The 22,354-nt window shown below is 70.1% G+C and carries 20 protein-coding genes; 11 read left to right on the forward strand and 9 right to left on the reverse strand.

Features of this window, described 5'->3' with window-relative positions; genetic code table 11:
- Both ACWDSL_RS40465 and ACWDSL_RS40470 read left to right on the forward strand, forming a co-directional pair.
- The coding region (locus tag ACWDSL_RS40465; RefSeq protein WP_450493043.1) for a glycoside hydrolase family 2 protein at window positions 1–2,619 on the forward strand (2,619 nt) is incomplete at its 5' end.
- Between the two features lie 160 nt (window positions 2,620–2,779).
- A complete protein-coding gene (locus tag ACWDSL_RS40470) occupies window positions 2,780–2,938 on the forward strand; it encodes a hypothetical protein (RefSeq protein ID WP_014173534.1) in 159 nt (52 codons plus the stop codon).
- Window positions 2,939–3,008: 70 nt separating this feature from the next.
- Here ACWDSL_RS40470 and ACWDSL_RS40475 read toward each other — a convergent pair whose 3' ends face one another.
- Window positions 3,009–4,355 carry an alpha-L-fucosidase gene (locus ACWDSL_RS40475; protein WP_450493045.1) on the reverse strand — a complete coding sequence of 449 codons (1,347 nt, stop codon included), beginning with the start codon at window positions 4,353–4,355 and terminating at the stop codon, window positions 3,009–3,011.
- A gap of 5 nt (window positions 4,356–4,360) precedes the next feature.
- A complete protein-coding gene (locus ACWDSL_RS40480; protein ID WP_450493047.1) occupies window positions 4,361–4,498 on the reverse strand; it encodes a hypothetical protein in 138 nt (45 codons plus the stop codon).
- Between the two features lie 324 nt (window positions 4,499–4,822).
- Here ACWDSL_RS40480 and ACWDSL_RS40485 point away from each other — a divergent pair, with 324 nt between their 5' ends.
- Window positions 4,823–5,830 (forward strand): LacI family DNA-binding transcriptional regulator, encoded by a 1,008-nt coding sequence (locus ACWDSL_RS40485; RefSeq protein WP_450493049.1) that lies wholly within the window; start codon window positions 4,823–4,825, stop codon window positions 5,828–5,830.
- Between the two features lie 9 nt (window positions 5,831–5,839).
- Here ACWDSL_RS40485 and ACWDSL_RS40490 read toward each other — a convergent pair whose 3' ends face one another.
- Window positions 5,840–6,490 carry a polysaccharide lyase family 7 protein gene (locus tag ACWDSL_RS40490; RefSeq protein WP_450493051.1) on the reverse strand — a complete coding sequence of 217 codons (651 nt, stop codon included), beginning with the start codon at window positions 6,488–6,490 and terminating at the stop codon, window positions 5,840–5,842.
- Window positions 6,491–6,695: 205 nt separating this feature from the next.
- On the reverse strand, window positions 6,696–7,502 hold the full coding sequence (locus tag ACWDSL_RS40495) for a SigB/SigF/SigG family RNA polymerase sigma factor (RefSeq protein ID WP_450493053.1): 807 nt from the start codon (window positions 7,500–7,502) through the stop codon (window positions 6,696–6,698).
- A 235-nt stretch (window positions 7,503–7,737) separates the two neighbouring features.
- On the opposite strand from ACWDSL_RS40495, the gene ACWDSL_RS40500 reads away from it, so the two are divergent.
- Both ACWDSL_RS40500 and ACWDSL_RS40505 read left to right on the forward strand, forming a co-directional pair.
- The gene (locus tag ACWDSL_RS40500) at window positions 7,738–9,342 is read left to right on the forward strand and encodes an FGGY-family carbohydrate kinase (RefSeq protein WP_450493055.1); all 1,605 of its coding nucleotides are present in this window, start codon (window positions 7,738–7,740) and stop codon (window positions 9,340–9,342) included.
- 133 nt (window positions 9,343–9,475) lie between these two features.
- Window positions 9,476–10,051, forward strand: coding sequence for a cytosine permease (locus ACWDSL_RS40505; RefSeq protein WP_450493074.1), 576 nt, complete (start codon window positions 9,476–9,478; stop codon window positions 10,049–10,051).
- A 131-nt stretch (window positions 10,052–10,182) separates the two neighbouring features.
- Here the strand turns inward: ACWDSL_RS40505 and ACWDSL_RS40510 are convergent, their stop codons facing one another.
- Complete coding sequence (locus ACWDSL_RS40510; protein WP_450493056.1) at window positions 10,183–10,860, reverse strand: GntR family transcriptional regulator; 678 nt, start codon at window positions 10,858–10,860, stop codon at window positions 10,183–10,185.
- Between the two features lie 161 nt (window positions 10,861–11,021).
- Between ACWDSL_RS40510 and ACWDSL_RS40515 the strand changes: the two genes are divergently transcribed.
- Window positions 11,022–12,071: a PHP domain-containing protein gene (locus ACWDSL_RS40515; protein WP_450493058.1), complete on the forward strand. Its 1,050-nt coding sequence runs from the start codon at window positions 11,022–11,024 to the stop codon at window positions 12,069–12,071.
- 27 nt (window positions 12,072–12,098) lie between these two features.
- Here ACWDSL_RS40515 and ACWDSL_RS40520 read toward each other — a convergent pair whose 3' ends face one another.
- The 4 genes from ACWDSL_RS40520 to ACWDSL_RS40535 are packed head-to-tail and all read right to left on the reverse strand — an operon-like array spanning window position 12,099 to window position 16,492.
- Window positions 12,099–12,935 (reverse strand): carbohydrate ABC transporter permease, encoded by an 837-nt coding sequence (locus ACWDSL_RS40520; RefSeq protein WP_089505532.1) that lies wholly within the window; start codon window positions 12,933–12,935, stop codon window positions 12,099–12,101.
- The gene (locus ACWDSL_RS40525) at window positions 12,932–13,912 is read right to left on the reverse strand and encodes a carbohydrate ABC transporter permease (RefSeq protein ID WP_450493060.1); all 981 of its coding nucleotides are present in this window, start codon (window positions 13,910–13,912) and stop codon (window positions 12,932–12,934) included. The genes ACWDSL_RS40520 and ACWDSL_RS40525 overlap by 4 nt, the downstream gene beginning before the upstream one ends.
- Window positions 13,909–15,213 (reverse strand): ABC transporter substrate-binding protein, encoded by a 1,305-nt coding sequence (locus ACWDSL_RS40530; protein ID WP_450493062.1) that lies wholly within the window; start codon window positions 15,211–15,213, stop codon window positions 13,909–13,911. Before ACWDSL_RS40530 ends, ACWDSL_RS40525 begins: the two co-directional genes overlap by 4 nt.
- A 46-nt stretch (window positions 15,214–15,259) precedes the next feature.
- On the reverse strand, window positions 15,260–16,492 hold the full coding sequence (locus ACWDSL_RS40535) for an aminotransferase class V-fold PLP-dependent enzyme (RefSeq protein WP_450493064.1): 1,233 nt from the start codon (window positions 16,490–16,492) through the stop codon (window positions 15,260–15,262).
- A 274-nt stretch (window positions 16,493–16,766) separates the two neighbouring features.
- On the opposite strand from ACWDSL_RS40535, the gene ACWDSL_RS40540 reads away from it, so the two are divergent.
- From ACWDSL_RS40540 to dnaK, 5 genes are all read left to right on the forward strand, one after another.
- On the forward strand, window positions 16,767–17,480 hold the full coding sequence (locus tag ACWDSL_RS40540; protein ID WP_450493066.1) for a FadR/GntR family transcriptional regulator: 714 nt from the start codon (window positions 16,767–16,769) through the stop codon (window positions 17,478–17,480).
- 157 nt (window positions 17,481–17,637) lie between these two features.
- Window positions 17,638–18,279: an extensin gene (locus tag ACWDSL_RS40545; RefSeq protein ID WP_450493068.1), complete on the forward strand. Its 642-nt coding sequence runs from the start codon at window positions 17,638–17,640 to the stop codon at window positions 18,277–18,279.
- A gap of 119 nt (window positions 18,280–18,398) precedes the next feature.
- Window positions 18,399–19,079 carry a class I SAM-dependent DNA methyltransferase gene (locus tag ACWDSL_RS40550; protein WP_450493070.1) on the forward strand — a complete coding sequence of 227 codons (681 nt, stop codon included), beginning with the start codon at window positions 18,399–18,401 and terminating at the stop codon, window positions 19,077–19,079.
- A gap of 62 nt (window positions 19,080–19,141) precedes the next feature.
- Complete coding sequence (locus ACWDSL_RS40555; protein WP_450493071.1) at window positions 19,142–21,022, forward strand: SpoIIE family protein phosphatase; 1,881 nt, start codon at window positions 19,142–19,144, stop codon at window positions 21,020–21,022.
- A gap of 109 nt (window positions 21,023–21,131) precedes the next feature.
- A partial coding sequence (dnaK, locus tag ACWDSL_RS40560; protein WP_450493073.1) for a molecular chaperone DnaK occupies window positions 21,132–22,354 on the forward strand: 1,223 nt, incomplete at its 3' end.

The following is a 22,354-nucleotide window of genomic DNA, read 5'->3' on the forward strand; positions in this document are numbered from 1 at the left end:
CGCGTCCAGCGTTCGCTCAGCTCCCCGGGGGCGGCCGCGGGCACGGCCACCGCGCTGGCCGGCTTCGCCGTGCAGTCCTCGGCGAAGGTCAGCGACAGCCCCGCCGCCGTCTCGACGCCCGGCTACCCCGCCACCGGCTGGTACTCCATGGCGCCCCGGTCGACGGTGCTCGCGGGCCTGCTGGCCAAGGGCACGTACGCGGATCCGTTCTACTCGACCAACCTCAAGAAGATCCCGGCCGGCGACTTCGCCGTCCCCTGGTGGTATCGCTCCGACTTCACCGTCACCGACCCCGACGCCCGCACCTACCTGGACTTCAGCGGGGTCGTCTCCGCCGCCGACGTGTACGTCAACGGCAAGCAGATCGCCACCAAGGACCAGGTCGCCGGCGCGTACACCCGCCATGAGCTGGACATCACCGACCTGGTGAAGTCCGGCACCAACACGGTGGCCTTCAGGATCCAGCCCAACGATCCGCGCAAGAACCTCACCATGGGCTGGATCGACTGGCTGCAGCCCCCGCCCGACGAGAACATGGGGCTGGTGCGCGACGTCCTCGTCCGCCGCGGCGGCCCGGTGGCCCTGCGCGGGGCGCATGTGACCACAGAACTGGCCGTGCCCTCGCTGTCCTCCGCCGAACTGACCGTCAAGGCCGAGGCCCGCAACGACTCCGGCGCGCCCGTCACCGCCACCGTCTCCGGGACCGTCGGTTCGGTGTCCTTCAGCCAGTCCGTGGCGCTGGCCGCACACGAGAAGAAGACCGTCACCTTCGCGCCCTCGGCCTATCCGCAACTGCGCCTGGACCAGCCCCGGGTGTGGTGGCCGGCCGGGATGGGCGGCCAGCCGCTGTACGACCTCGACCTGACCGCCACCGTCTCGGGCACGGCCTCCGACACCGCCCATGAGACCTTCGGGATCCGGGACGTCAAGGCCCCGCTGAACGCCGACGGCGCCCGCCAGTACTCCGTCAACGGCCGCCCGCTGCTGATCAAGGCGGGCGGCTGGTCCCCGGACGTCTTTCTGCGCTGGGACGCCCGCTACGTCGAGGACCGGCTCAAGTACGCCCTCGACCTCGGCCTGAACACGATCCGCCTCGAAGGCCATATCGAGCCGGACGAGTTCTTCGACCTCACCGACCGCTACGGCATCCTCACCCTCCCCGGCTGGGAGTGCTGCGACAAGTGGGAGGGCCAGGTCAACGGCGACGAGACCGGCGACAAGTGGTCGGCCGCCGACTACGTGGTGGCCAAGGACTCCATGGCCGCCGAGGCCGCGCGGCTGCGCGACCACCCCAGCGTCATCTCCTTCCTCATCGGCAGCGACTTCGCGCCCGACGCGACGATCGAGAAGAACTACCTCGACGCCCTGAAGGCCGCCGACTGGCCGAACCCGGTCGTCCCCGCGGCCTCCGCCAAGTCCTCACCGGTCCTCGGCAAGTCCGGGATGAAGATGACCGGCCCCTACGACTGGGTGCCCCCGAACTACTGGTACGCCAAGCGCGAGGGCGGCGCGACCGGATTCAACTCCGAGACCAGCGCCGGACCGGACATCCCGACCCTCGACACGCTCCGGCGGATGATGTCCCCGAGCGAGCTGGAGACGATGTGGAAGGACCCGAAGGCCAAGCAGTACCACCGCTCGCCGTCGAGCACCTTCGGCGATCTGAAGCTGTTCGGCAACGCGCTCAGCGGCCGCTACGGCCCGCCGACCGGCCTCGAGGACTACGTACGCAAGGCGCAGCTCGCGCAGTACGAGGCGGTGCGCGCCCAGTACGAGGCGTACGGCCGCAACTTCTCCGACACCTCCAAACCGGCCACCGGCGTCGTCTACTGGATGCTGAACAGCGGCTGGACCTCCCTGCACTGGCAGCTCTTCGACCGCTATCTCGACCAGGGCGGGGCCTACTTCGGCGCCAAGAAGGCGAACGAGCCGCTGCACATCCAGTACTCGTACGACTCGCGGACGGTGGTCGTGGTCAACAACCGGCATGACGCGGCCACCGGACTGACCGCACGGGTGAGCCTCTACGACACCAAGGGCGCGCGGAAGTACGACAAGAGCGCCACCGGCCTGACCGCGCCGGCCGACGGCGGCAAGGCCACCGCGCTGACCGTGCCCGCCAGTGTCAGCGGTCTGTCGGGCACCTACCTCGCCAAGCTCGTGCTCACCGATGGCGCCGGCAAGGAAGTCAGCCGCAACGTCTACTGGCTGTCCACCGAGCCGGACGTGCTCGACTGGGACAACACCGACTGGTACTACACCCCGACCACCTCCTACGCCGATCTGACCGGGCTCGGCAAGATGGACCAGGCGCCGGTGTCCGCCACCGCGGACACCACCACCGCCCCCGACGGCACCGCGACCACGACCGTGACCCTGCGCAACACCTCGACCGGCCAGACCCCGGCCCTGCTGGTGGACGCCCATCTGGTGACCGGCGCGGGCGCGCCCGTCCTGCCCGTGCGGTGGACGGACAATCAGGTCAGCCTGTGGCCGGGGGAGTCCACGACGCTCACCGCCACCTACCGGGCGGCGGACCTGGGCGGCTCCGAGCCGTCCGTTCGGGTCTCGGGCTGGAACACCGAGACCCGGACGGTGACGGCGAAGCGTATGCGCTAGAGCGAATTACCGGCGGGTCCTGCGGGTTTCACAAGATCACAAACTTGTATGCTATGAGCAGCGCAAAGGAGCCCGCAGCGAGCGGCCCGGTGACGCCCGGCGCCGACGGGCTCCCAGCGTGGACCCGCTGGTGTCCGTACGCTCACGAAAGGGGCTCCACATGCTGTCTACGCAGGATCGTCCCCCGGCGCCCAGTCGCTCCACCGGGCGGTGGCGCCGCTACGCCCGGCTCGCGGCGGCGAATTTCGTGCGCGGCGCCTCGTATGCGTGCGGCACCTCGTTCATCGGCCTGATGACCTGGTGGGTGCAGACCCACTAACGGTACGCCGAGGGGGATCCCGGCGCCCGGTCGGGCACCGGGATCCCCCAGCTCAGCGCGGGCCCGGAGCTCAGCGCGGGCCCGCCACCGCGTCCGGCTCCAGGAACAGCTCGATGACCGGGACCGACACATCGGGCTTGCGGACCGGGATCTCCAGGGTGAGGCTCCCCGCCGGAACGCCCTTGGGCGCGACGTTGCCGTTGTCCCAGGCCGGGTCGACGATCGGCCGGCGCACCTCGGACGCGTCGTTGAGCAGCTGGGCGTAGCGCACCTTGCCCGCCAGGCCCGGCAGGTGGAGATGGCGGTAGGGCCAGTCGAGGACATGGAGGTAGAGGCGGTCGCCGCGCTGGGTGTAGCGGCAGCCGGTGGGTGCGGTGTACGGGGAGGGGCCGGCGCCGTGGATGGACTGGGAGTGCAGCCGCATCCAGGCGCCGATCGCGTGCAGGGTCTCCAGGGCCTGCGGCTCCAGTTCGCCGCGTCCGTTCGGGCCGACGTTGAGCAGCAGGTTGCCGTCCTTGGAGACGGTATCGACGAGCAGCCGGATCAGCTGGTCGGGGGAGTTCCAGTTGAGGTTGTCCCGGTCGTAGCCCCAGCTGCCGTTGAGGGTCTGGCAGGCCTCCCACACCACCGGCCGGCCGTCCTCGTCGGTCAGTGGCTTGCCGGGCTGGTGCTGCTCGGGCGTGGTGAAGTCGCCGGGCAGCTCCAGACGGTTGTTGATGAGGATATCCGGCTGGATCCGGCGGATCAGCGCCACCAGCTCCTCCGAGCGCCAGTCGGCCTTGCCCTTGCCGCCGGTGATCGGCTTGCCCTGCCGGACGCGGCCTGCGTACGAGAAGTCGAACCACAGCGTGTCCACGGGGCCGTACCGGGTCAGCAGCTCTTCGACCTGCCCGTGCAGATAGCGGGCGTACGCCGCGATGTCGCGGTCGCCCGGGTCGCCACCGTTCGGCGCGTCCTCGTCCCACTGCGGATGGAGCCGGTCCAGCGGGAACTGGGGGTGGTGCCAGTCGAGCAGCGAGTGGTAGAAGCCCACCCCGAGACCCCGCTCCCGGAACGCCTCGCAGAACGGCCCGACCAGGTCCTTGCCGTGTGGGGTGCCGGCCACGGTGTAGTCGGTGAGCGCCGAGTCCCACAGGCAGAAGCCGTCGTGGTGCTTGGTGGTGAGCACTGTGTAGCGCATTCCGGCGTGGTGTGCGGCGTCCGCCCAGGCTCCGGGGTCGTACAGATCCGGGTCGAAGTGGTCGTAGTACGCCTGGTACTGCTCGTCGGTCAGCTGTTCACGCTGCTTGACCCACTCGTGGCGGGCGGCGAGGGAGTAGATCCCCCAGTGGACGAAGAGCCCGAAGCGCTGCTCCTGGAACTCGGCGATGCGTCGTTGGTGTGGTGTTGGGCCCTGGGCGGGCGTCGGTTCGGTCATCGTGGTCATCCCTTCACTGCTCCGGCGGCGATCCCCGTCAGGAAGGTCCGCTGGAAGGCGAGATAGACGAACAGGCTGGGCAGCAGGGCAACAAGCGCTCCTGCGAGCAGCGCACCGATTCCGACCTGCGGGTTGGTGCGCATCAAGGAGAGTCCGACCGTGGAGGGTGTAGTCGTCGGGGGAGCGGGCGACGATCAGCATCAGCACCACCGCCTGGCCGCGGAACCGCTTGCGGGCCGGGGCGTACGCGGCGAAGGTCGTGACCGAGACCTGGAGCAGCGCACCCGCTGGCGAGACGGCGGGGCATGCGCATGGAGACTCCAATCACGTGCCACAGGTCATTGCGCAAGGTTTCGCAACTGCCGAGAATGGCCGTAACGTAAGAGAAACATCGGATGACGTCAAGAGTGTGCGCTCGAAGTGCTGATGTTGTGCGAGAGCGCCGGAAGCCGAGGGAGAAGGACGGAATGGCAAGGCGGAGGACACTGGCGGAGATTGCGGCCGAGGCCGGGGTCTCCCTCCCCACGGTCTCCAAGGTTCTCCACGGAAGGTCGGATGTATCGGTGGAGACACGGGGGAAGGTACGTCGACTGCTCCAGAGTTACGGATATCCGGAGCCGGGCCGCGCCGCCCAGAGCGGCGGTCAGGTCGAGTTCGTCATCAACGAACTCGACAACCCTTGGGCCACCGAGCTGATCCGCGGCGCGGAGGAGGCGCTGGAGAGCGAGCGGCTGGGTCTGGTCGTCTCCGCCGTCCACAAGAGCCGTGCCCTGGCGGACAACTGGGCCGAGGCCGTCCAGGCCCGTGGCTCGCTCGGCGCGATCCTGGCCCTGTCCGAGCTGTCGCCCGCCCAGGAGGACGAACTGCGCGGCAAGGGCATCCCCTTCGTGATCGTGCAGCCCGCCACCGACACCAGCCCCGCCTCACCGTCCGTCGGCTCCACCAACTGGCCCGGCGCCTACGCCGCGACCCGCCATCTGACCGAGCTCGGCCACCGGCGGATCGCGGCCATCGCCGGACCGGCGGGCCGCCTCACCACCCGGACCCGGCTGCACGGCTACCGCGCCGCGCTGGCGGACGCGGGGCTCCCCGAGGACCCGGAGCTCATCCGGCACGGCACCTACGCCCGTGGCCCCGCGATGGCCGAGATGCACGCACTGCTGGACCTGGCGGACCCGCCCACCGCGGTGTTCGCCGGCAACGACGTACAGGCCCTCGGGGTCTACCGGGCGCTGCGCGACCGGGGCCTTACGGTGCCCGACGATGTGAGCGTGGTCGGCTTCGACGATCTCCCCTTCACCCAGTGGATCACCCCCGAGCTCACCACGGTCCGCCAGCCGCTGGCCGAGATGGCGGCGCTGGCGGCCCGTATGGTGGTGCGGCTCGCGCGCGGTGAGCAGCCGGAGGTGGTCAACCTCGAACTGCCCACCGCCCTGGTCGTCCGGGAGAGCACCGGGCCCGGTCCGGCCCGGTGACCGGTGGGGCTACTTGCGGTAGACGTGGATGTTCTTGATGTAGTTGTCGGAGCGCGCGGACATCCCGTCCCGGCCGTAGAGCCCGCATTTGAAGTAGTGCGTGCCCGGCCCGTGGTCCTTGAAGCTGACGCGGAACTCCCGGTTGACGTACACGTGCACACTGCGGGTGGTCGTGTCATGGATGACGTTCAACCGCAGATACGTGTCGTAGATCGGGGAGTAGATCACCTGGTCGGTCTTGTCGTAGTAGTTCAGGCTGTTGTTCATGGCCAGCGTCATGAACGCGGTCGCCTGAGTCTCGGCGCCGAACACCTGCATCACACAGACCCGGTACGCGGAGGACTTCACTCGCATGTCGCACTCGAACTGTGCCTGCCCGGAGGTGTAGTCGTTCTTGAACCGTAATTCGCTGCGCGGCCCCGAGTCCTGCCCGGGAAACGTGCTGGGGTCGGTGTCGTAGAGCCAGAAGTGGTGTTCTCCGGTGGAGCTGTTGTACTCGTGGCGCGTGCGGTCCGGCGGCTGGTGGACCGTGTAGCCGGGGTTGATCTCGGTCCAGCCGGACCCGATGGGCGCGGCCTCGGCGGGGGCCGCCGTAAGGCCCCAGCCCGTGAGGCCGAGCCCGGTCGCGGCGGCGCCGCCGAGCAGAGTTCTTCTGCGCATGGACACTCCTTGGTGTTTTCGCAGACTTGCGCAACTCACCTGGCGCCAGGAACCTAAGAGAGACATCGGATGTCGTCAAGGGGTTGAGCGGGCACCCGCGACAACCTCACCTCTTCTGCTGGGACTTTGCCATGAATGGGCCGACCCTTCTCCGCTGAGGCAAAGTCAGAGATAGGATGTATTCCCGTCACGTCCGGGTGGGCGCTCAGCTCACCTCGGCCGTGGCCTGCTCGCAGAGGTGCGAGCAGGTGCGGTTGAGCAGGCGGGAGACATGCATCTGGGAGATGCCCAGCTGCTCGGCGATGCGGCTCTGGGTCATATCGCAGAAGAAGCGCATGTAGAGGATCCGCCGCTCCCGCTCGGGCAGCCGGCACAGCCCCGACCGCACGGCCTCCCGGTCCACCACCCGGTCATAGGCGGGCTCCGGCTCGCCGAGCGTGTCCCGCAGCGCGTAGCCGTCGTCGGCGCCGGTCAGCGGGGCGTCCAGGGAGAGCGGGGCGAAGCTGTCCAGGGCCGCCACGCCGGTGCGTACGTCCTCCTCGGAGAGGCCCGTGCGACCGGCTATCTCCTCGATGTCGGGCGCGCGGTCGTCCAGCGAGTGGGACAGCTCGCGATGGGCTGCCCGCACCCGGTTGCGCAACTCCTGGACCCTGCGGGGGACGTGCAGCGCCCACAGGTGGTCGCGGAAGTGGCGCTTGATCTCGCCGACGACGGTGGGCACCGCGAAGCTCTCGAACGCCGAGCCGCGTCCCGGGTCGTAGCGGTTGACGGCCTTCACCAGGCCCAGCGCGGCGACCTGGCGCAGATCCTCCAGCGACTCGCCGCGGTTGCGGTACTGCCCGGCCAGCCGGTCGGCCATCGGCATCCAGGCCTCCACCACCTGCTGTCGCAGGGCCTCCTTCCGCGGTCCGTCGGGGAGTTCGGCGATCCTCTCGAACTCGGCAGAGGTGTCGGGGGCGTCGTCGTGCGGGTGGGCCGAAGGGCGGGCCTTGGGCTGCACTGCGGTCGTCATGAGACACACCTCCTGCGGGTCGGCTGACGGTCTGAGGGACCGTGGACACCGCGCAGGAGTCCGGGACCGAACCGGGGGCGCACCCCGAGCGGTCACACTGCTCCCGCGGGGTGTGCCTCCGGTCCGAAGCACGAGTATCCGCCTGCCCGGGACGCCGGGCGGTAAACCGTTTCCGGGCGGCGGGCATTGACATCCGCGCCGTCGCCGTACGGGCGGCGGCTACCGTATGCAGCTGATGCCGGGCACCTTTGCGACCTACGACGAGGAGACCGACGAGCGTATGACACGGGCCTCCAGCTTTGAGCGGCCACACGCCTCCGCCCGGCCGCAAGCCGAGACGGGCGACGGCGGACCGGTGTGCGAACCGGTGTTTCTCGGGATCGACATCGGCACCGGATCCTCCAAAGGGGTGGCGGTCCGCGCCGATGGCCGGGTGCTCGCCCGCGCCACCCGCCCGCACCGCACCGCCACCCCACGCCCCGGCTGGTTCGAGCACGACGCGGAGACCGTGTGGTGGGCCGACTTCACCGGCATCGTCCGGGAACTCCTCGCCGCCGACGGCGTGGCCGCACGGGCGGTGGCCGCGGTCGGGATCTCCGGTATCGGCCCGTGTCTGCTGCCCGCCGACGCGGCCGGCCGCCCGCTGCGCCCGGCGATCCTGTACGGGGTCGACACCCGCGCCACCGCCGAGATCGCGGAGCTGACCGCCGAACTCGGCGCGCAGGAGATCCTGGCGCGCGGCGGCTCCCCGCTCACCAGCCAGGCGGTCGGCCCGAAGCTGCGCTGGCTGGCCCGCCATGAACCGGACGTATGGCGGGCGACCCGCCGGTTCTTCATGGCCTCCAGCCTGCTGGTGCACCGGCTGACGGGGGAGTACGTACTGGACCACCACTCGGCCGGCCAGTGCGATCCGCTCTACGACCTCGACGCCCGGCGCTGGAGCGACACCTGGGCCCAGCGAGTCGCCCCCGGCCTCGAACTCCCGGCACTGGCCTGGCCAGGCGAGGTGGTGGGCACCGTGCACGCGGACGCCGCGGCGGCCACCGGGCTGCCCGAGGGGGTGCCGGTCACCGCGGGCACCATCGACGCCTGGGCGGAGGCCGCGAGCGTGGACGCGCTGGCCCCCGGCGACACCATGGTGATGTACGGCTCGACCATGTTCCTCACCGTCATGGGCGAGCGGCCGATGCGCCACCCCGCGCTGTGGGGCACCACCGGAGTGCGCCCGGACAGCTACTGCCTCGCGGCGGGCATGGCCACCTCCGGCAGCATCACCGACTGGCTGCGCGAGCTCACCGGTTCGGACTTCGCCACGCTGCTGGCCGAGGCCGAGCGGGTGCCGCCCGGTTCGCGGGGCCTGCTGATGCTGCCGTACTTCGCCGGGGAGCGCACCCCGCTGTTCGACCCCCGGGCGCGCGGCACCGTCATCGGGCTGACGCTGGGCCACGGGCGCGCGGAGCTGTACCGGGCGGCGCTGGAGGCCACCGCCTTCGGGGTGCGTCACAACCTCGAGGCGTTCGCCGACGCCGGGGCCCGTATCGACCGCCTGGTCGCGGTGGGCGGTGGCGCCCGGAGTCTGTGGACGGCCATCGTCTCCGCCGCGATCGGCCTGCCGCAGCAGATCCCCGCCGAGACCATTGGCGCCTGCCTCGGCGACGCGGCGCTCGCGGCCCGGGCCCTCGGCGTCGACACCTCCGGCTGGAACCCGATCGTCGCGACCGTCGAACCGGACGAGGCATGGCGCGCGGTCTACGACCGCAGGTACCCGCTGTACCGGGAGCTCTACGACGCGACCCGCCGCATCAGCCACGCCCTGGCCGATGAGACCACGGTCGAGTGAGCCGTGGGGGCGGTGGCCTCCCGCGGTCAGCTCTCCCGCTCGTCGATACCGGCCATGAGCGCCTGGTGGCTCATCCGCACGTGCTCGCGCATCACGCGCTCCGCGTACGGACTCCATCACCGCCCTGCACGAGCTGGCCGGGCCGTTCGCCGTCCCCGCGCTGATCGCCATCACCCTGTCCGCGCTCGCGCAGAACTTCCTCAATGTCTACGGCGGCGCGATCTCCGTCCAGACGCTGAAGGTGCCGGTCACCCGCACCCAGGCGGTTGTGGTGATCTGTCTGCTGGCGTACGGCATCAGCCTGTGGGGCGAGTCCGGGACCGAGGACAAGTTCAAGGTCTTCCTCAACCTCACCGCGTACTTCATCGCCCCCTTCGCGGCCGTGCTGCTGCTCGACTACCACCTCGGCGGGCGCTCCGACCGGGCCCGGATCCCCGAGCTGTACGACCGGAGCCGGGTGCTCGGCTGGGGCTTCGTGGCCTGGGCGGGCGGGGTGCTGGCCTCGGTGCCGTTCTGGCAGTCCAGCTTCTACACCGGGCCCTTCTCGGCGGCGTACCCGGGCGCGGGCGACCTGAGCATGTTCGTGGCGGCCGGCGCGTCCGTGGTGCTGTACCTGCTGACCTACCGGCTGCGGCCGCTGTGGGTGCGCGAGGAGGCCGCCGCGCCCGGCGCACGCGCGGAGGAACCCGCGGCGGTCGCGGGCTCCTGACGGAGCGACACGGAGCAGCACGGAGCAGCACGGAGCAACGGAGTATCCGGCGGCGGCGGGCGGCACTGCTACGGCGGTGCCGCCCGTTCGTGTCCGCGGAGGTGTTACGGCCCGGGGAGCCGGGGCCTGCCTCAGCCGCTCGGCCGGTCCGCGGTCTCGTGCAGGGCGGCGCGCAGCCGGTCGCGGGCGCCCACCAGATGCGCGCGCAGGGTGGTGAGGGCGAGCTCGCGATCGCCCCGGCGGGCGGCGTCCAGCAGCGTGGCGTGGTCCTCGGCGGGGGCGTGCAGATCGACGTCCTGGGCGTTGGTGATGTCGAGGACGACCGCGAACGTGGGCCGGTACTGCTCCCACACCGCGATCAGCCGCCGATGCCCGGACAGCTCGTAGAACCGCGAGTGGAAGTCCAGATCGGCCGCGGTGAACAGCCGGGCGTCCGACCGTTCGGCGGCCTGCCGCATACGCTCCACACAGGACCGGGAGTGGGCCCAGTCGTCGTCGCTCGCCTTGTCCATGGCCAGGGTCAGGGCCAGGCTCTCCAGGGAGTCGCGCAGGGTGTAGAGCTCTTCGACGTCCTCGGCGCCCAGGCCGGTGACGTACACCCCGCGCCGCTGGGAGGCGACCAGACCCTCCGCCTCCAGCCGGCGCAGCGCGTCCCGCACCGGGCCGCGGCTGACGTCGAAGCGCTCGGCGAGCTGGCCCTCGACCAGGTGGGTACCGGGTCGCAGCCGGCCGCTGATGACCTGGACCCGCAGCTCGTGGGCGACGCGCTCGCCCAGAGAGTCCTCCCGCTTGATCGCAAGGTTCTCCACCTCGGGCACCTCTCGCTCGCTCCCCAGCCTGTCCGGTCAACGGTTGACGGGCGATCATTATCGCGGACGGCGGCCGCGCCCTCGCCGCGGGCGCCGGAAGCGGGAACACGCGACTCTGAAGAGGGGACCGGGAGCCGGCCGAGGGAAAGGCGGGGCATGCCATGGAACCGGTGGAGGCGCTGGACCGGATCGCGTTCCTCCTGGAGCGCGCCCAGGCCCCGACGTACCGCGTGCGCGCCTTCCGTACCGCCGCCGAGGTGGTGTCGCGGCTGCCCGCAGAGGAAGTGGTGCGGCGGGCGGCCACCGGCGCGCTGCGGTCGCTCAAGGGGATCGGGCCTACGACCTTCCAGGTGGTCCGGGAGGCGCTGGTCGGAGAGGTGCCCGGCTATCTGGCGAAGCTGGAGGAGGAGTACCAGGGCGGAGCGTCGGCCGAGCGGCCGGGGACCGGGCTGCGGGCGGCCCTGCGCGGCGACTGCCATCTGCATTCGGACTGGTCGGACGGGGGCTCGCCGATCGATCTCATGGCTCGTACCGCGGCCCGCCTCGGCCACGACTGGGCCGTGCTCACGGACCACTCGCCCCGGCTGACCGTGGCCCGCGGGCTGTCCGCGGACCGGCTGCGCGAACAACTGGAGGTGATCGCGGAGCTGAACGGGCGGCTCGCACCGTTCCGGCTGCTCACCGGCATCGAGGTCGACATCCTCCTCGACGGCTCCCTGGACCAGGAGCCGGAACTGCTGGACCGGCTCGACGTGGTGGTGGCCTCGGTCCACTCCAAGCTGCGTATGGACCCCCGCCCCATGACCCGCCGGATGGTCGCGGCGGTAAGCAATCCGCTGGTCGATGTGTTGGGGCACTGCACCGGGCGGCTACTCGACGGGCGCCGCCCGGAGTCGCGGTTCGACGCCGACGAGGTGTTCGGCGCCTGCGCCGCCGCGGGCACCGCCGTGGAGATCAACTGCCGCCCGGAGCGGCTGGACCCGCCGCGCCGACTGCTGCGCCAGGCCGTCCAGGCGGGCGTCTTCTTCTCGATCGACACCGATGCGCACGCCCCGGGCCAGCTCGACTGGCAGATCGACGGATGTGCCCGGGCCGAGGAGTGCGGCGTCCCCCAGGAGCGGGTCGTCAACACCTGGACGGCCGGTCAGCTGCTGACCTGGACCCGTACCCGTCGGCCCCCGAGCCGGGGGCGCTCAGCCCATCGCCGCTGATCCGTTCACCGCTCAGCCCTTCACCGCCTAGCCCTTCACCGCGCCCGAGGTCAGCCCCTGGACGATATGGCGGCTGGCGAAGGCGAACAGCACCATGGTCGGCACGATGGTGAGCACGGCCGCCGCGGACATCGAACCCCAGTCGATGTTGAAGCTGGAGATAAAGCCGTTCAGCGCCGTGGGGATGGTCTTGTTGGCGTCGCTGTTCATGAGGGTGACCGACAGGAAGAGCTCGTTCCAGCAGTTCACGAAGTTGAAGATGAACGCGGCCACGATGCCCGGCTTCATCACCGGCAGCAGCACCCGGAAGAGCGCCCCGAAGCGCGAACATCCGTCGATCATGGCCGCTTCCTCCAGCGCGTCCGGGACGTTCTCGAAGAACCCGCGGAGCATCACGGTGCTGAACGGAATGCACACCGCGATATAGACGAGGATCAGCCCGAGCCGGTTGTCGACCAGGTTCAGCTGGGTCATCATCGTGTACAGCGGGCCGAGCGCGATGAAGGACGGAATCATCTGTGTGACCAGGGCGGCCATCAGCAGCGCCGTCTTGGTGCGGAATTCGAACCGCGCCAGCACATAGGCCGAGAGCACGGAGATGGCCGTCGCCACCGTGCCCGCGACCGTCGCGACGAGCAGGCTGTTGGTGAGGTAGTCACCGAATTGGGCCTTGCTGAACAGCCCGGTGTAGTTCTCGAAGGAGAAGTCCTTGGGCCAGTAGGCGAGTGGGAAGGCGAAGATGTCGCCGGGCGCCTTGAACGAGGTGATGGTGATCCAGTACAGCGGGAAGACCGTGATGACCAGCCAGATCGTCAGAAACGTGATCCGGGTCGCGCGTCCCGCGAAGGACTCTTTGCGTATCAAGACCTCGCTCCCTTCTTCTCGCGGGTGGCCATGAGGTAGAAGACGGAGAACACCAGGAGCAGCGCGACGACGATGAGCCCGAGCGCCGAGGCCTTTCCGTAGTCCCCTTGCTGGGTGATCGTGATCATCCAGGTGGTCACGATATGGGTCTCGTTGGACGGTCCGCCGCCGGTCATCCCGAAGATGATGTCCGGGAAGTTGAAGATCCAGATGACCCGGAGCAGCACGGTCAGCGCCAAGGTGGCGCGGATATACGGAATGGTGACCTGGAACAGCGTACGGACCTTGCCCGCGCCGTCGAGTTCGGCCGCCTCGTACAGTTCGTCGGGGATGGACTGAAGCGCCGCCAGGATCATGATGGCGAAGAAGGTGACGCCGTACCAGACATTGGCGATGATGACGGCGGTCATGGCCGTTTTGGGATCAGCCAGCCATGGAATCGGTTCGTCGATCAGCCCCACCTTTGACAGCAGGTCGTTGACGACGCCGAATTCGCTGTTGAACATCCAGCGGAAGAGAATGCCGATGAGAAATCCGGAGATGGCCCACGGGAAGAAGATCAGCGCCTGGTAGAGGCCCCGGAAGCGGAAGCGCCGGCGCAGCCACAGGGCGATCGCGAAGCCGATCACCAGCTGGGGGACGAGCGAGGCGACCACCCAGATCAGGGTGTTGTCGAGCACGGTGTAGAACACCGGGTCGTTGAAGATCGTCTGGAAGTTCTTGAACCCCACCCATGAGATGTCGGTGAGGTCGTTGAGGTTCCAGTTGCGGAACGCCATCTGACTGCCCGAGATCATCGGGTAGTAGATGAAGACCGCGACGAAGAGGGCGGCCGGGGCCATGAACCCGGCGATGCCCAGGCCCCGGCGGACGGTGAACGCCGGTTTACGGGAGCGCGGGCCCGTCGTCTTGAGGGGCGCGGGCCGGGCGCCCCGCCGGGTGGGGCGCCCCGCCTGCTTGGAAGTCGACAAGCTCACGTCTGGCTCTTCCACTTCTTCGTCCAGTACGCGTCCCAGCCGGCCAGCAGCTCCTCGGGCGTCATCTTGCCCAGCAGCACCTTCTGCACCTCGGCGTCGGACTTCTGGACCCACTCGGTCCACCAGGACGCGTCTCGCGGCTGGGTGACGGTGAGGTAGGTGTCCGGGTTCTCGGTCATCGTCACATAGCTCGCCCAGGGCCCGGTCCGGTAGAAGGAGTCCTCGCCCGCGCCCTTGAGGATCGGCACCAGGCTGTTCTCCTTGGTGAAGGTGGTCGAGGCATCTCCCTGCGAAAGGAACTCGATCAGCTTGATGGCCTCCGCCTTGTGCTTGCTGCCGGAGGCTATGCCCCAGCCCGCGCTCGCCACCGGCTGGACGGCCTTACCGCTGGGGCCGGCCAGCAGGGGGGCCGTGGTCCACTGGTTCTCCTTGATCGACTTCGACTGGCGCACCGTGGCGATGACCTCGGGGTCCTGGAGCAGGAATGCCGTGGAGCCGTTGGAGAAGCCCTCCACCATCTCCGGGTAGCCCCAGGCGACGGACGAGGGCGGCGACGCCTTCTTGAACAGCTTGAGGTAGGTCTTCATGGCGTCGAGCGCCTCGGGCGCCGAGAAGATCGTCTTGCCGTTGGTGAGCTTGAACCCGTTCTCGCGGTCGATGTTGTCCGCGACGTACGCCTCGATGACCGCGACCGCGTTGCTGTTGGCGTTGGCCCCGCCCCGGAACGCATAGCCGTACTGGCGCTTGGACGGGTTCTGGATCTTGCTCGCCTGGTTCAGCAGCTCGTCCCAGCTGGCCGGGGGCTGCTTGAAGCCCGCCTCCTTGACCAGGTCGGAGCGGTAGAACAGGCTCAGCCCGTAGAAGCCGTAAGGGATGTAGTACGTCCGGCCCTTGGCGTCCTTGGAGTACTTGACGGCGTTGTCGGTGAGGTCCTTCCAGCCGGACCAGCCCTTGAGGTCCTTGCTCATGTCGTAGAGCCAGCCGTTGGTGCCCCACGGCCCGGCGGTGATGTCCCGCACCTCGAGCGCGTCGACCCCGCTGCCGGACTGCAGCATCTGCTGGATCTTCTGGTCCGCCTGGTCGGTCGGCGGCGAGATGAGATCGACCCTGATCTTCGGATTCTTCTTCTCGAAGTCCGCGATGAGCTTCTTCAGGACCGCGGTGCGGCTGGGGTTGGTCAGGCTCTCCACCATCTTGAGGTGGACCTTGCCGTCGCTCACCCCGGAGGTACAGCCCGTCATGGCCGTCATGACCGTGGTGGCGGCCAGGCCGAGGGCGATGACTGCCTTCCTTCTTCTCATCCCTGTCCTCATTCTGTGGAGTTCCGTGGTATTTCCGCGGGAGTTTTTACGGGGCGACGTTCGGCGTGCGGGCCCATTCGGCGAGCTGCGGGACACAGCGTTCGGCGAAGTACTCGTAGTCGGCGGCCGTGTTGTACACATGCGTCGACAGCCGGAAGTAACCGACGCCGCCGAAGCTGGTGAAGGCCGCTTCCACGGCCAGTTCGCGGGCCACCCGGTCGCGCAGCGCGTCGGCCTCCAGGCGGGTGGTGCCCAGCCCCGCCGGCAGCCGCACCAGGCGCATGGGGCCCACCGGCATGCCGACGTCCACGGCCGGGCTCTCGCCCATGACCTCGGCGAAGGCATCGCCGATGACGCGCTCGGCGTAGTCGGCCAGCTCGCTCATATACGTACGGGCGCGCTCCCAGCCCCAGGTGGTCTCGATGAAGTCCGTCGCGGCCGACGCCGCCAGATAGCTGGTGGCATCCACCGTCCCCTGGGTGTCGAACCGGTCGGGGAAGGGATCGGCGGCGCCCCAGGAGTCGATCAGCGGATACAGCTCCTCGCGCAGCGGACCGCGGGCGACCAGGGCCGCGGTGCCGCGCGGCGCGCAGCCGAACTTGTGCAGATTGGCGATCCAGAAGTCGCAGTCGAGCCCCGCCGTCGGATCGGCGAGCAGACCGGGCACATGCGCCCCGTCCACCAGCAGCGGAATGCCCCGCTCCCTGGCCACCGCGGCGATTCGCTCCACCGGCATCCGACGGGCGGTCGCCGAGGTGATGTGGTCCAGCACGATCAGCCCGGTGGTCTCGCTCAGCTCGGCCACCAAGGCCGCGTAGGCCTGCTCCTCATCGGCGTCGAGCGGTACATGTGCGGTACGGACCGTGGCGCCCCGGCGCCGGGCCAGGCGCTCCGCCCCCATGGTCACCGCCCCGTACCCGTGGTCGGTCACCAGGATCTCGGCGCCGGGCCGCAGCGGCACATTCGCGTAGACGACGCTCGCCCCGCCGCTCGCGTTCGGCACCAGCGCCAGATCTTCGGGCGCGACGCGCAGAAACCCGGCCACGGCGGTCCGGGCGGCCGCGACCTTGCCCGGAAGCGTCGCGAACCACAGCACGGGTGACCGCTCCATCTCCTCGCGCAGCCGCTGCTGCTCCCGCTGCGCCACCACCGGAACCGCCCCGAAGGAGCCGTGGTTGAGATGGCGCTCCCCGGGGTGCAGGGACCACGCCTCCGCGGCGGGGCGGCCGTCGGCGAGGAGCAGGGGGCGCGGCGCTGTGCTGACGTCGGTCTCGCTCACGTGACTGGACATCTCCCGGAAATCGGGCCGACACATCAGACGCTTATCGGCGACAGGTCTGATGACTTGGCTGGTGGCTTGGCCCGGGATCCTGGCACGGCAGGAAGTATGAAGGCAATAGGTGTACGTCGCCGATAAGTCATCTGATGACTTGCCGCTGCCTCGGGGGAGAGATCTGATGACTCGATAGGGTGAGAACCTGAGGCACGGCGCCGTTCGCCGAGCCACAGGGCCGTCGCCGAGTCGCGGGGGCGAGCCACGGGGAAGGGAAGCGATGTCCGCAGTCGACAAGGCCTTTCACGGCCTACGGCATATGATCGCCACCGGCCGGCTGGTCGCCGGGCAGCGCATTCCGCCCGAGAACGACCTGTGCGACGAGCTGGGGGTCTCCCGGGGATCCCTCCGCGAGGCGGTGCGCATGCTGGCCGCCCTGGGCGTCATCGAGCCGCGCCACGGCTCGGGGACGTACGTCTCCCAGCTGCGCCCGGAGGATATCGTCGGCAGCCTTTCGCTGACCGTCGACCTGCTGCCCCTCGAGGGGCTGCTGGAGATGTTCGAGATCCGGCGCGTCCTGGAGTCCCACGCCGCGGCGCAGGCGGCCGCGCGGATGACACCCGAGACGATGGCCACGCTCTTCGAGCACATCGAGGCCATGGAGGCCACCGAGGATCCGACCGAGGTGTCCGACCTCGACCACCGCTTCCACGCCGAGATCGCCCGGGTGGGCGGCAACCCCACGCTCGGCTCGCTGCTCGGGGTGTTCCGCGCGCGCTCCCGCGCCTATCAGGTGTTCACGCTGCCCGAGGGGCCCGGCATCAAGCGAGCCAGCGACGAGGACCACCGGGCGATCGCGGGAGCCATCGCCCGGCGCGACCCGGCGGCCGCCGGAAACGCGGCCGCGGCGCATGTCGCCCACACCGAGAAGTGGCTGCACGCGTTTCTGCCCGGTCCGCCCGATCCGGCCGACACCGAGGGCCCGGACGCGTAGCCGGCTGCACACCGCCCCCGCCGCGCCGCTGACCAGGCATCGAGGGACGAATCGCCCTGCCGTGTAACAACTCCGTCTCGGAAATGCCTGCGGTCCACGGAGCAGGCTTTACTGGTCAGCCGTAGCGAGGACATGTCATACGGGAGACTCGAGCGAGATGGGCCGACACAGCCGCCCCACCCCTGCGCAGCAGGCACGTGCCAACACGATCAAGGCTGCGGCCGCGCTGGGGGTGGCGGGCACCATCGCCTTTGGTCTCCACTCGTCGGTCGGCAGCGACAAGACCGTTCAGGCGCGCTCCGACGTCAGCTCTCAGCCGGCCGGGCCGCCCGAGACGGACGATCCCACCGCCCCCGCCGATCCCACCGGCTCCGACCGGCCGGGCGGCGCGCACCGGTCCACCGACACCGACCGGCCCGGTGACGAGGGCCTCACCCCCAGCGCCTCCGCCAAGCCGAAGCTCGTACAGGACGGCGGCGGCTACTCCAGGGACGACACCTCGCGGACCCGCGAGCCGTCGCACACCCCGGCGACCGGCGCCCCGACGACCGCGCCCACGAGCGACCCCGGTTCCACGGCGCCCTCGACCTCCAAGCCGGACACCACGAAACCGTCCTCGCCCGGCCAGGACCCCACCACCGACCCGGCCACCTCCGGCGACGAGTCCGACGATCAGCAGTCCGGTGGTCAGCAGGACTCCGACACCGGGAAGAACGAGGACCACGGGCTGGTGGGCGGTGTGATCGACGGCGTCGGCGACACGGTCGGCGGCGTGCTCGGCGGCCTCCTCGGCGGCTGAGCGTCCCCGGGGCGGTCCAAGGGACAGTTCACGGGGCGGTCCACGAGACCGCGCGGGCATGGTGCAAATCCGGACCAATATGAAAATATGAGGTAACCGGGTCTGCGAGGGATGTCCGCGTGCACGACAGGATCAGCCGGACGGATTACGAGAACATACGGCTCGACCGCACGGGTCAGGCCGAGGCGTTCGATGCCATCGGCGACCGCTACGACGAGGCCTTCCCGTACAAGGAGGGGCAGCTCGCCGCCGGGCGGTGGCTGATCGACACCCTGCCGGCCGGCTCCCGGGTGCTCGACCTCGGCTGTGGCACCGGCCTGCCGACCGCCCGCCAGCTGGTGGACGCCGGATTCGAGGTGGTCGGCGTCGACCTCTCGTACGGAATGGTGGAGCTCGCGCGGCGCTATGTCCCCGAGGCCACGTTCCACCGGATGGACATCGCCGATCTGCGGCCTGGCGGCCCCCGGGACCTCGGCCGCTTCGACGCCGTCACGGCCTTCTTCTCCCTGCTGATGCTTCCCCGCGACGAGATCCCGCTCGCCTTGCGGACCGTACGCCACGCCCTGGTGCCCGGCGGTCTGTTCGCCCTGTCGATGGTGGAGGCCGACGTGGACGACTTCTCGATCCCGTTCCTCCACAGCACCATCCGGGTGTCCGGCTATCTCCGGGAGGACCTGCACGCGGTGGTCAAGGCAGCCGGATTCGAGATCGCCCAGGAGACCTCGTACACCTACGCCCCGGAGGCATCGGACGTGCCGCCGGAGGAGCAGATCTTCCTCACCTGTAGGAGGTCCGACTGAGGGCGGCGCCCCATGCGGCGGCCGCGACCCGCACCCACGACCCCGACCGAACCGACAAGCCCATGGCTCACCGCATCCCCTGTGAAGGCCCTGACCGGCCCGCCACCGGGGCCGAGCGGCCGACCGCTCCCCCCGGCCGGGTGGAGCGCGCCGCGCCCACGGACCGCGATGCCCGGGGCGAGGCGGCGCACGGGACCGGGGCGCAGACCGAGCGGCTGCGCTACCTCGACGAGGCGACCCGCCGGATCGCCCGCGGCATGGACCCGGAGGAGACCCTGTGCGAACTGTCCCGGGCCGTCACTCCCGACTTCGCCGACGCGGCGTTCATCCATCTGTGCGACCCCCTGCCGGCCGGGGACGGGAAGCCCGGCGGTCCCGTGGCGCTACGGCCGCACACCACCGGCCCCGGCCCCCGGGCCGCCCAGCCGTGCGCACCCGCCGCGCCCCCGGACCCGATCGACGCACAGGACTCCGCGCCGGCCGCCGAACCGGCCCTGGTGTCGGATGCGGCCCCCGGGCCCGAGTCCGTGCCGGTGACCGTCACCGGCCGGTTCGCCGAGGTGCTGCTGGCCGGGCGGCCGGTGTTCGGCGACGCGCCGGGGATCGCGCCGACGGTGGGCCGGCTGCTGCGCGGCACCGCGAGCGGCCACCGGCCCGTACCGCCGGCCCGGCGGCTGATCGTCGCCCCGCTGCGCGGCCGCCACCACGTCATCGGCGCCGTCACGCTGCTGCGCGAGCCGGGCCGCCCCGCCTTCACCCCCGACGATCTGCTGGTCGCCTCCCAGCTCGCCACGCACGCCGCCCTCGGCATCGACAAGGCGGTGCGCTACGGACGCGAGGCGTCGGTCGCGGATGTGCTGCAGCGCGCCATGCTCCCCACCTCGCTGCCCGAGGCCGCCGGCGTCCGGCTGGCCAGCCGCTATCTGCCCGCCTCGGAGACCGCCCGGGTCGGCGGCGACTGGTACGACGCCATCCCGCTGCCCGGCAACCGCGTCGCGTTGGTCATCGGCGACGTCATGGGCCACTCGATGACCTCCGCCGCGGTCATGGGCCAGCTGCGCACCACCGTGCAGACCCTCGCCGGGCTCGACCTGCCGCCCGAGGAGGTCCTCTACCACCTCGACGAACAGGCCCAGCGCCTGGGCAGCCAGCACATCGCCACCTGCCTGTACGCCATCTACGACCCCATCGCGCACCGGCTGCAAGTGGCCAACGCCGGCCATCCGCCCCCGCTGCTGCTGCACCCGGACGGCCGCGGGGAGGCCATGCGGATCCCGCCGGGGGCGCCGATCGGCGTCGGTGGTGTGGTCTTCGAATGCGTCGAGACCCACGCGCCCGCCGGAGCGACCCTGCTGCTGTACACCGACGGCCTGGTCGAGTCCCGCGAGACCGATGTGTGGACCGGGGTGGAGTCGCTGTGTGTCCGGCTGCGTGTCGCCGCGGCCCACGCCCGCGCCCCCATGCCGCCCGAGGACCTGTGCGATCTGGTCCTGGGCCCCCTCGACCCGAGAAACCAGGACGACGACGTGGCGCTGCTCGCCGCCTGTTTCGACGGCATCCCCTGGCACAACGTCGCCTACTGGTTCCTCGACCCCAACCCGCAGACCCCGCGCCGGGCCCGCCGGCTGGCCCGCAGAACACTGCACCGCTGGAACCTCGACTCCCTGATCGAGTCCACCGAGCTGATGGTCGGCGAGGTGGTGACCAACGCGGTGCGCTACGCCACCCGCCCGCTGTCACTGCGGCTGCTGTGTACGGATGTGCTCCGCTGCGAGGTGGGCGACGACTCGCCGCAGCTGCCCCGGATGCTCCACGCCCGGCTCGGCGACGAGGGCGGCCGCGGCCTGTTCCTGGTCAACCACCTGGCCGAGCGCTGGGGAGCGACGAGGTTGAGCACGGGCAAGGTGGTCTGGTTCGAGCAGCGCATCCCCGCCGATCAATAGAGCCGGCCGATAAAACTCGCAAAGGTGTTGTTTTATAGCATTGAGCATGAATCGGATCACTCTGTGAAGGGCTCCCATCTCGTAGGACTCGTAGGAGAGGAGTGCTGAGATGACCCGCGCAGTCGGGATCGACCTGGGGACGACGAACTCCGTGGTGTGCGTTCTGGAGGGCGGCGAGCCGACCGTCATCACCAACACCGAGGGCACCCGGACGACCCCTTCCGTGGTGGCCTTCGCCAAGAACGGCGAGGTGCTGGTGGGCGAGGTGGCCAAGCGCCAGGCGGTGACCAACGTGGAGCGCACCGCGCGGTCGGTCAAGCGCCACGTGGGAGAGGCGCAGTGGCGCTTCCCGGCCACCGGCGAGGTGGACGGCAAGCGCTACACCGCGCAGGAGATCTCCGCGCGTGTGCTGCAGAAGCTCAAGCGCGACGCGGAGGGCTACCTCGGCGAGGACGTCACGGACGCGGTGGTCACCGTCCCGGCGTACTTCAACGACACCCAGCGCACCGCCACCAAGGAGGCGGGCGAGATCGCCGGCCTGAAGGTGCTGCGGATCATCAACGAGCCGACGGCCGCCGCCCTGGCGTACGGCCTGGACAAGGAGAACGACCAGACCATCCTGGTCTTCGACCTCGGCGGTGGCACCTTCGACGTCTCGTTGCTGGAGATCGGCGAGGGGGTCGTCGAGGTCAAGGCCACCAACGGCGACACCCACCTCGGCGGTGACGACTGGGACCAGCGGATCGTCGACCACCTCGTCACCCGGTTCAGAGGCGGCTACGGGGTCGATCTGGCCAAGGACAAGATGGCGCTCCAACGGCTGCGCGAAGCGGCGGAGAAGGCGAAGATCGAGCTGTCCGCCGCGTCCGAGACCACCATCAATCTGCCCTACATCACGGCGTCCGACGAGGGCCCGCTGCACCTGGACGAGAAGCTGACCCGCGCCCAGTTCGAGCAGCTGACCGAGGATCTGCTGAACCGCTGCAAGGGGCCGTTCCACCAGGCGATCAACGACGCCGGGATCGAGGTGGTGTCCGATATCGACCATGTGATCATGGTCGGCGGCTCGACCCGGATGCCCGCCGTGACCGGGCTGGTCAGGGAGTTGACCGGCAAGGACCCGCACCGGGGCGTCAACCCGGACGAGGTGGTCGCGGTCGGCGCCTCGCTCCAGGCCGGTGTCCTCAGGGGCGAGGTGAAGGACGTCCTGCTGCTGGATGTCACCCCGCTGTCCCTGGGTATCGAGACCAAGGGCGGCATCATGACCAAGCTGATCGAGCGCAACACGACCATTCCGACCAAGCGCTCGGAGATCTTCACCACGGCCGAGGA

Source organism: Streptomyces sp. NPDC000941 (genome assembly GCF_053599555.1).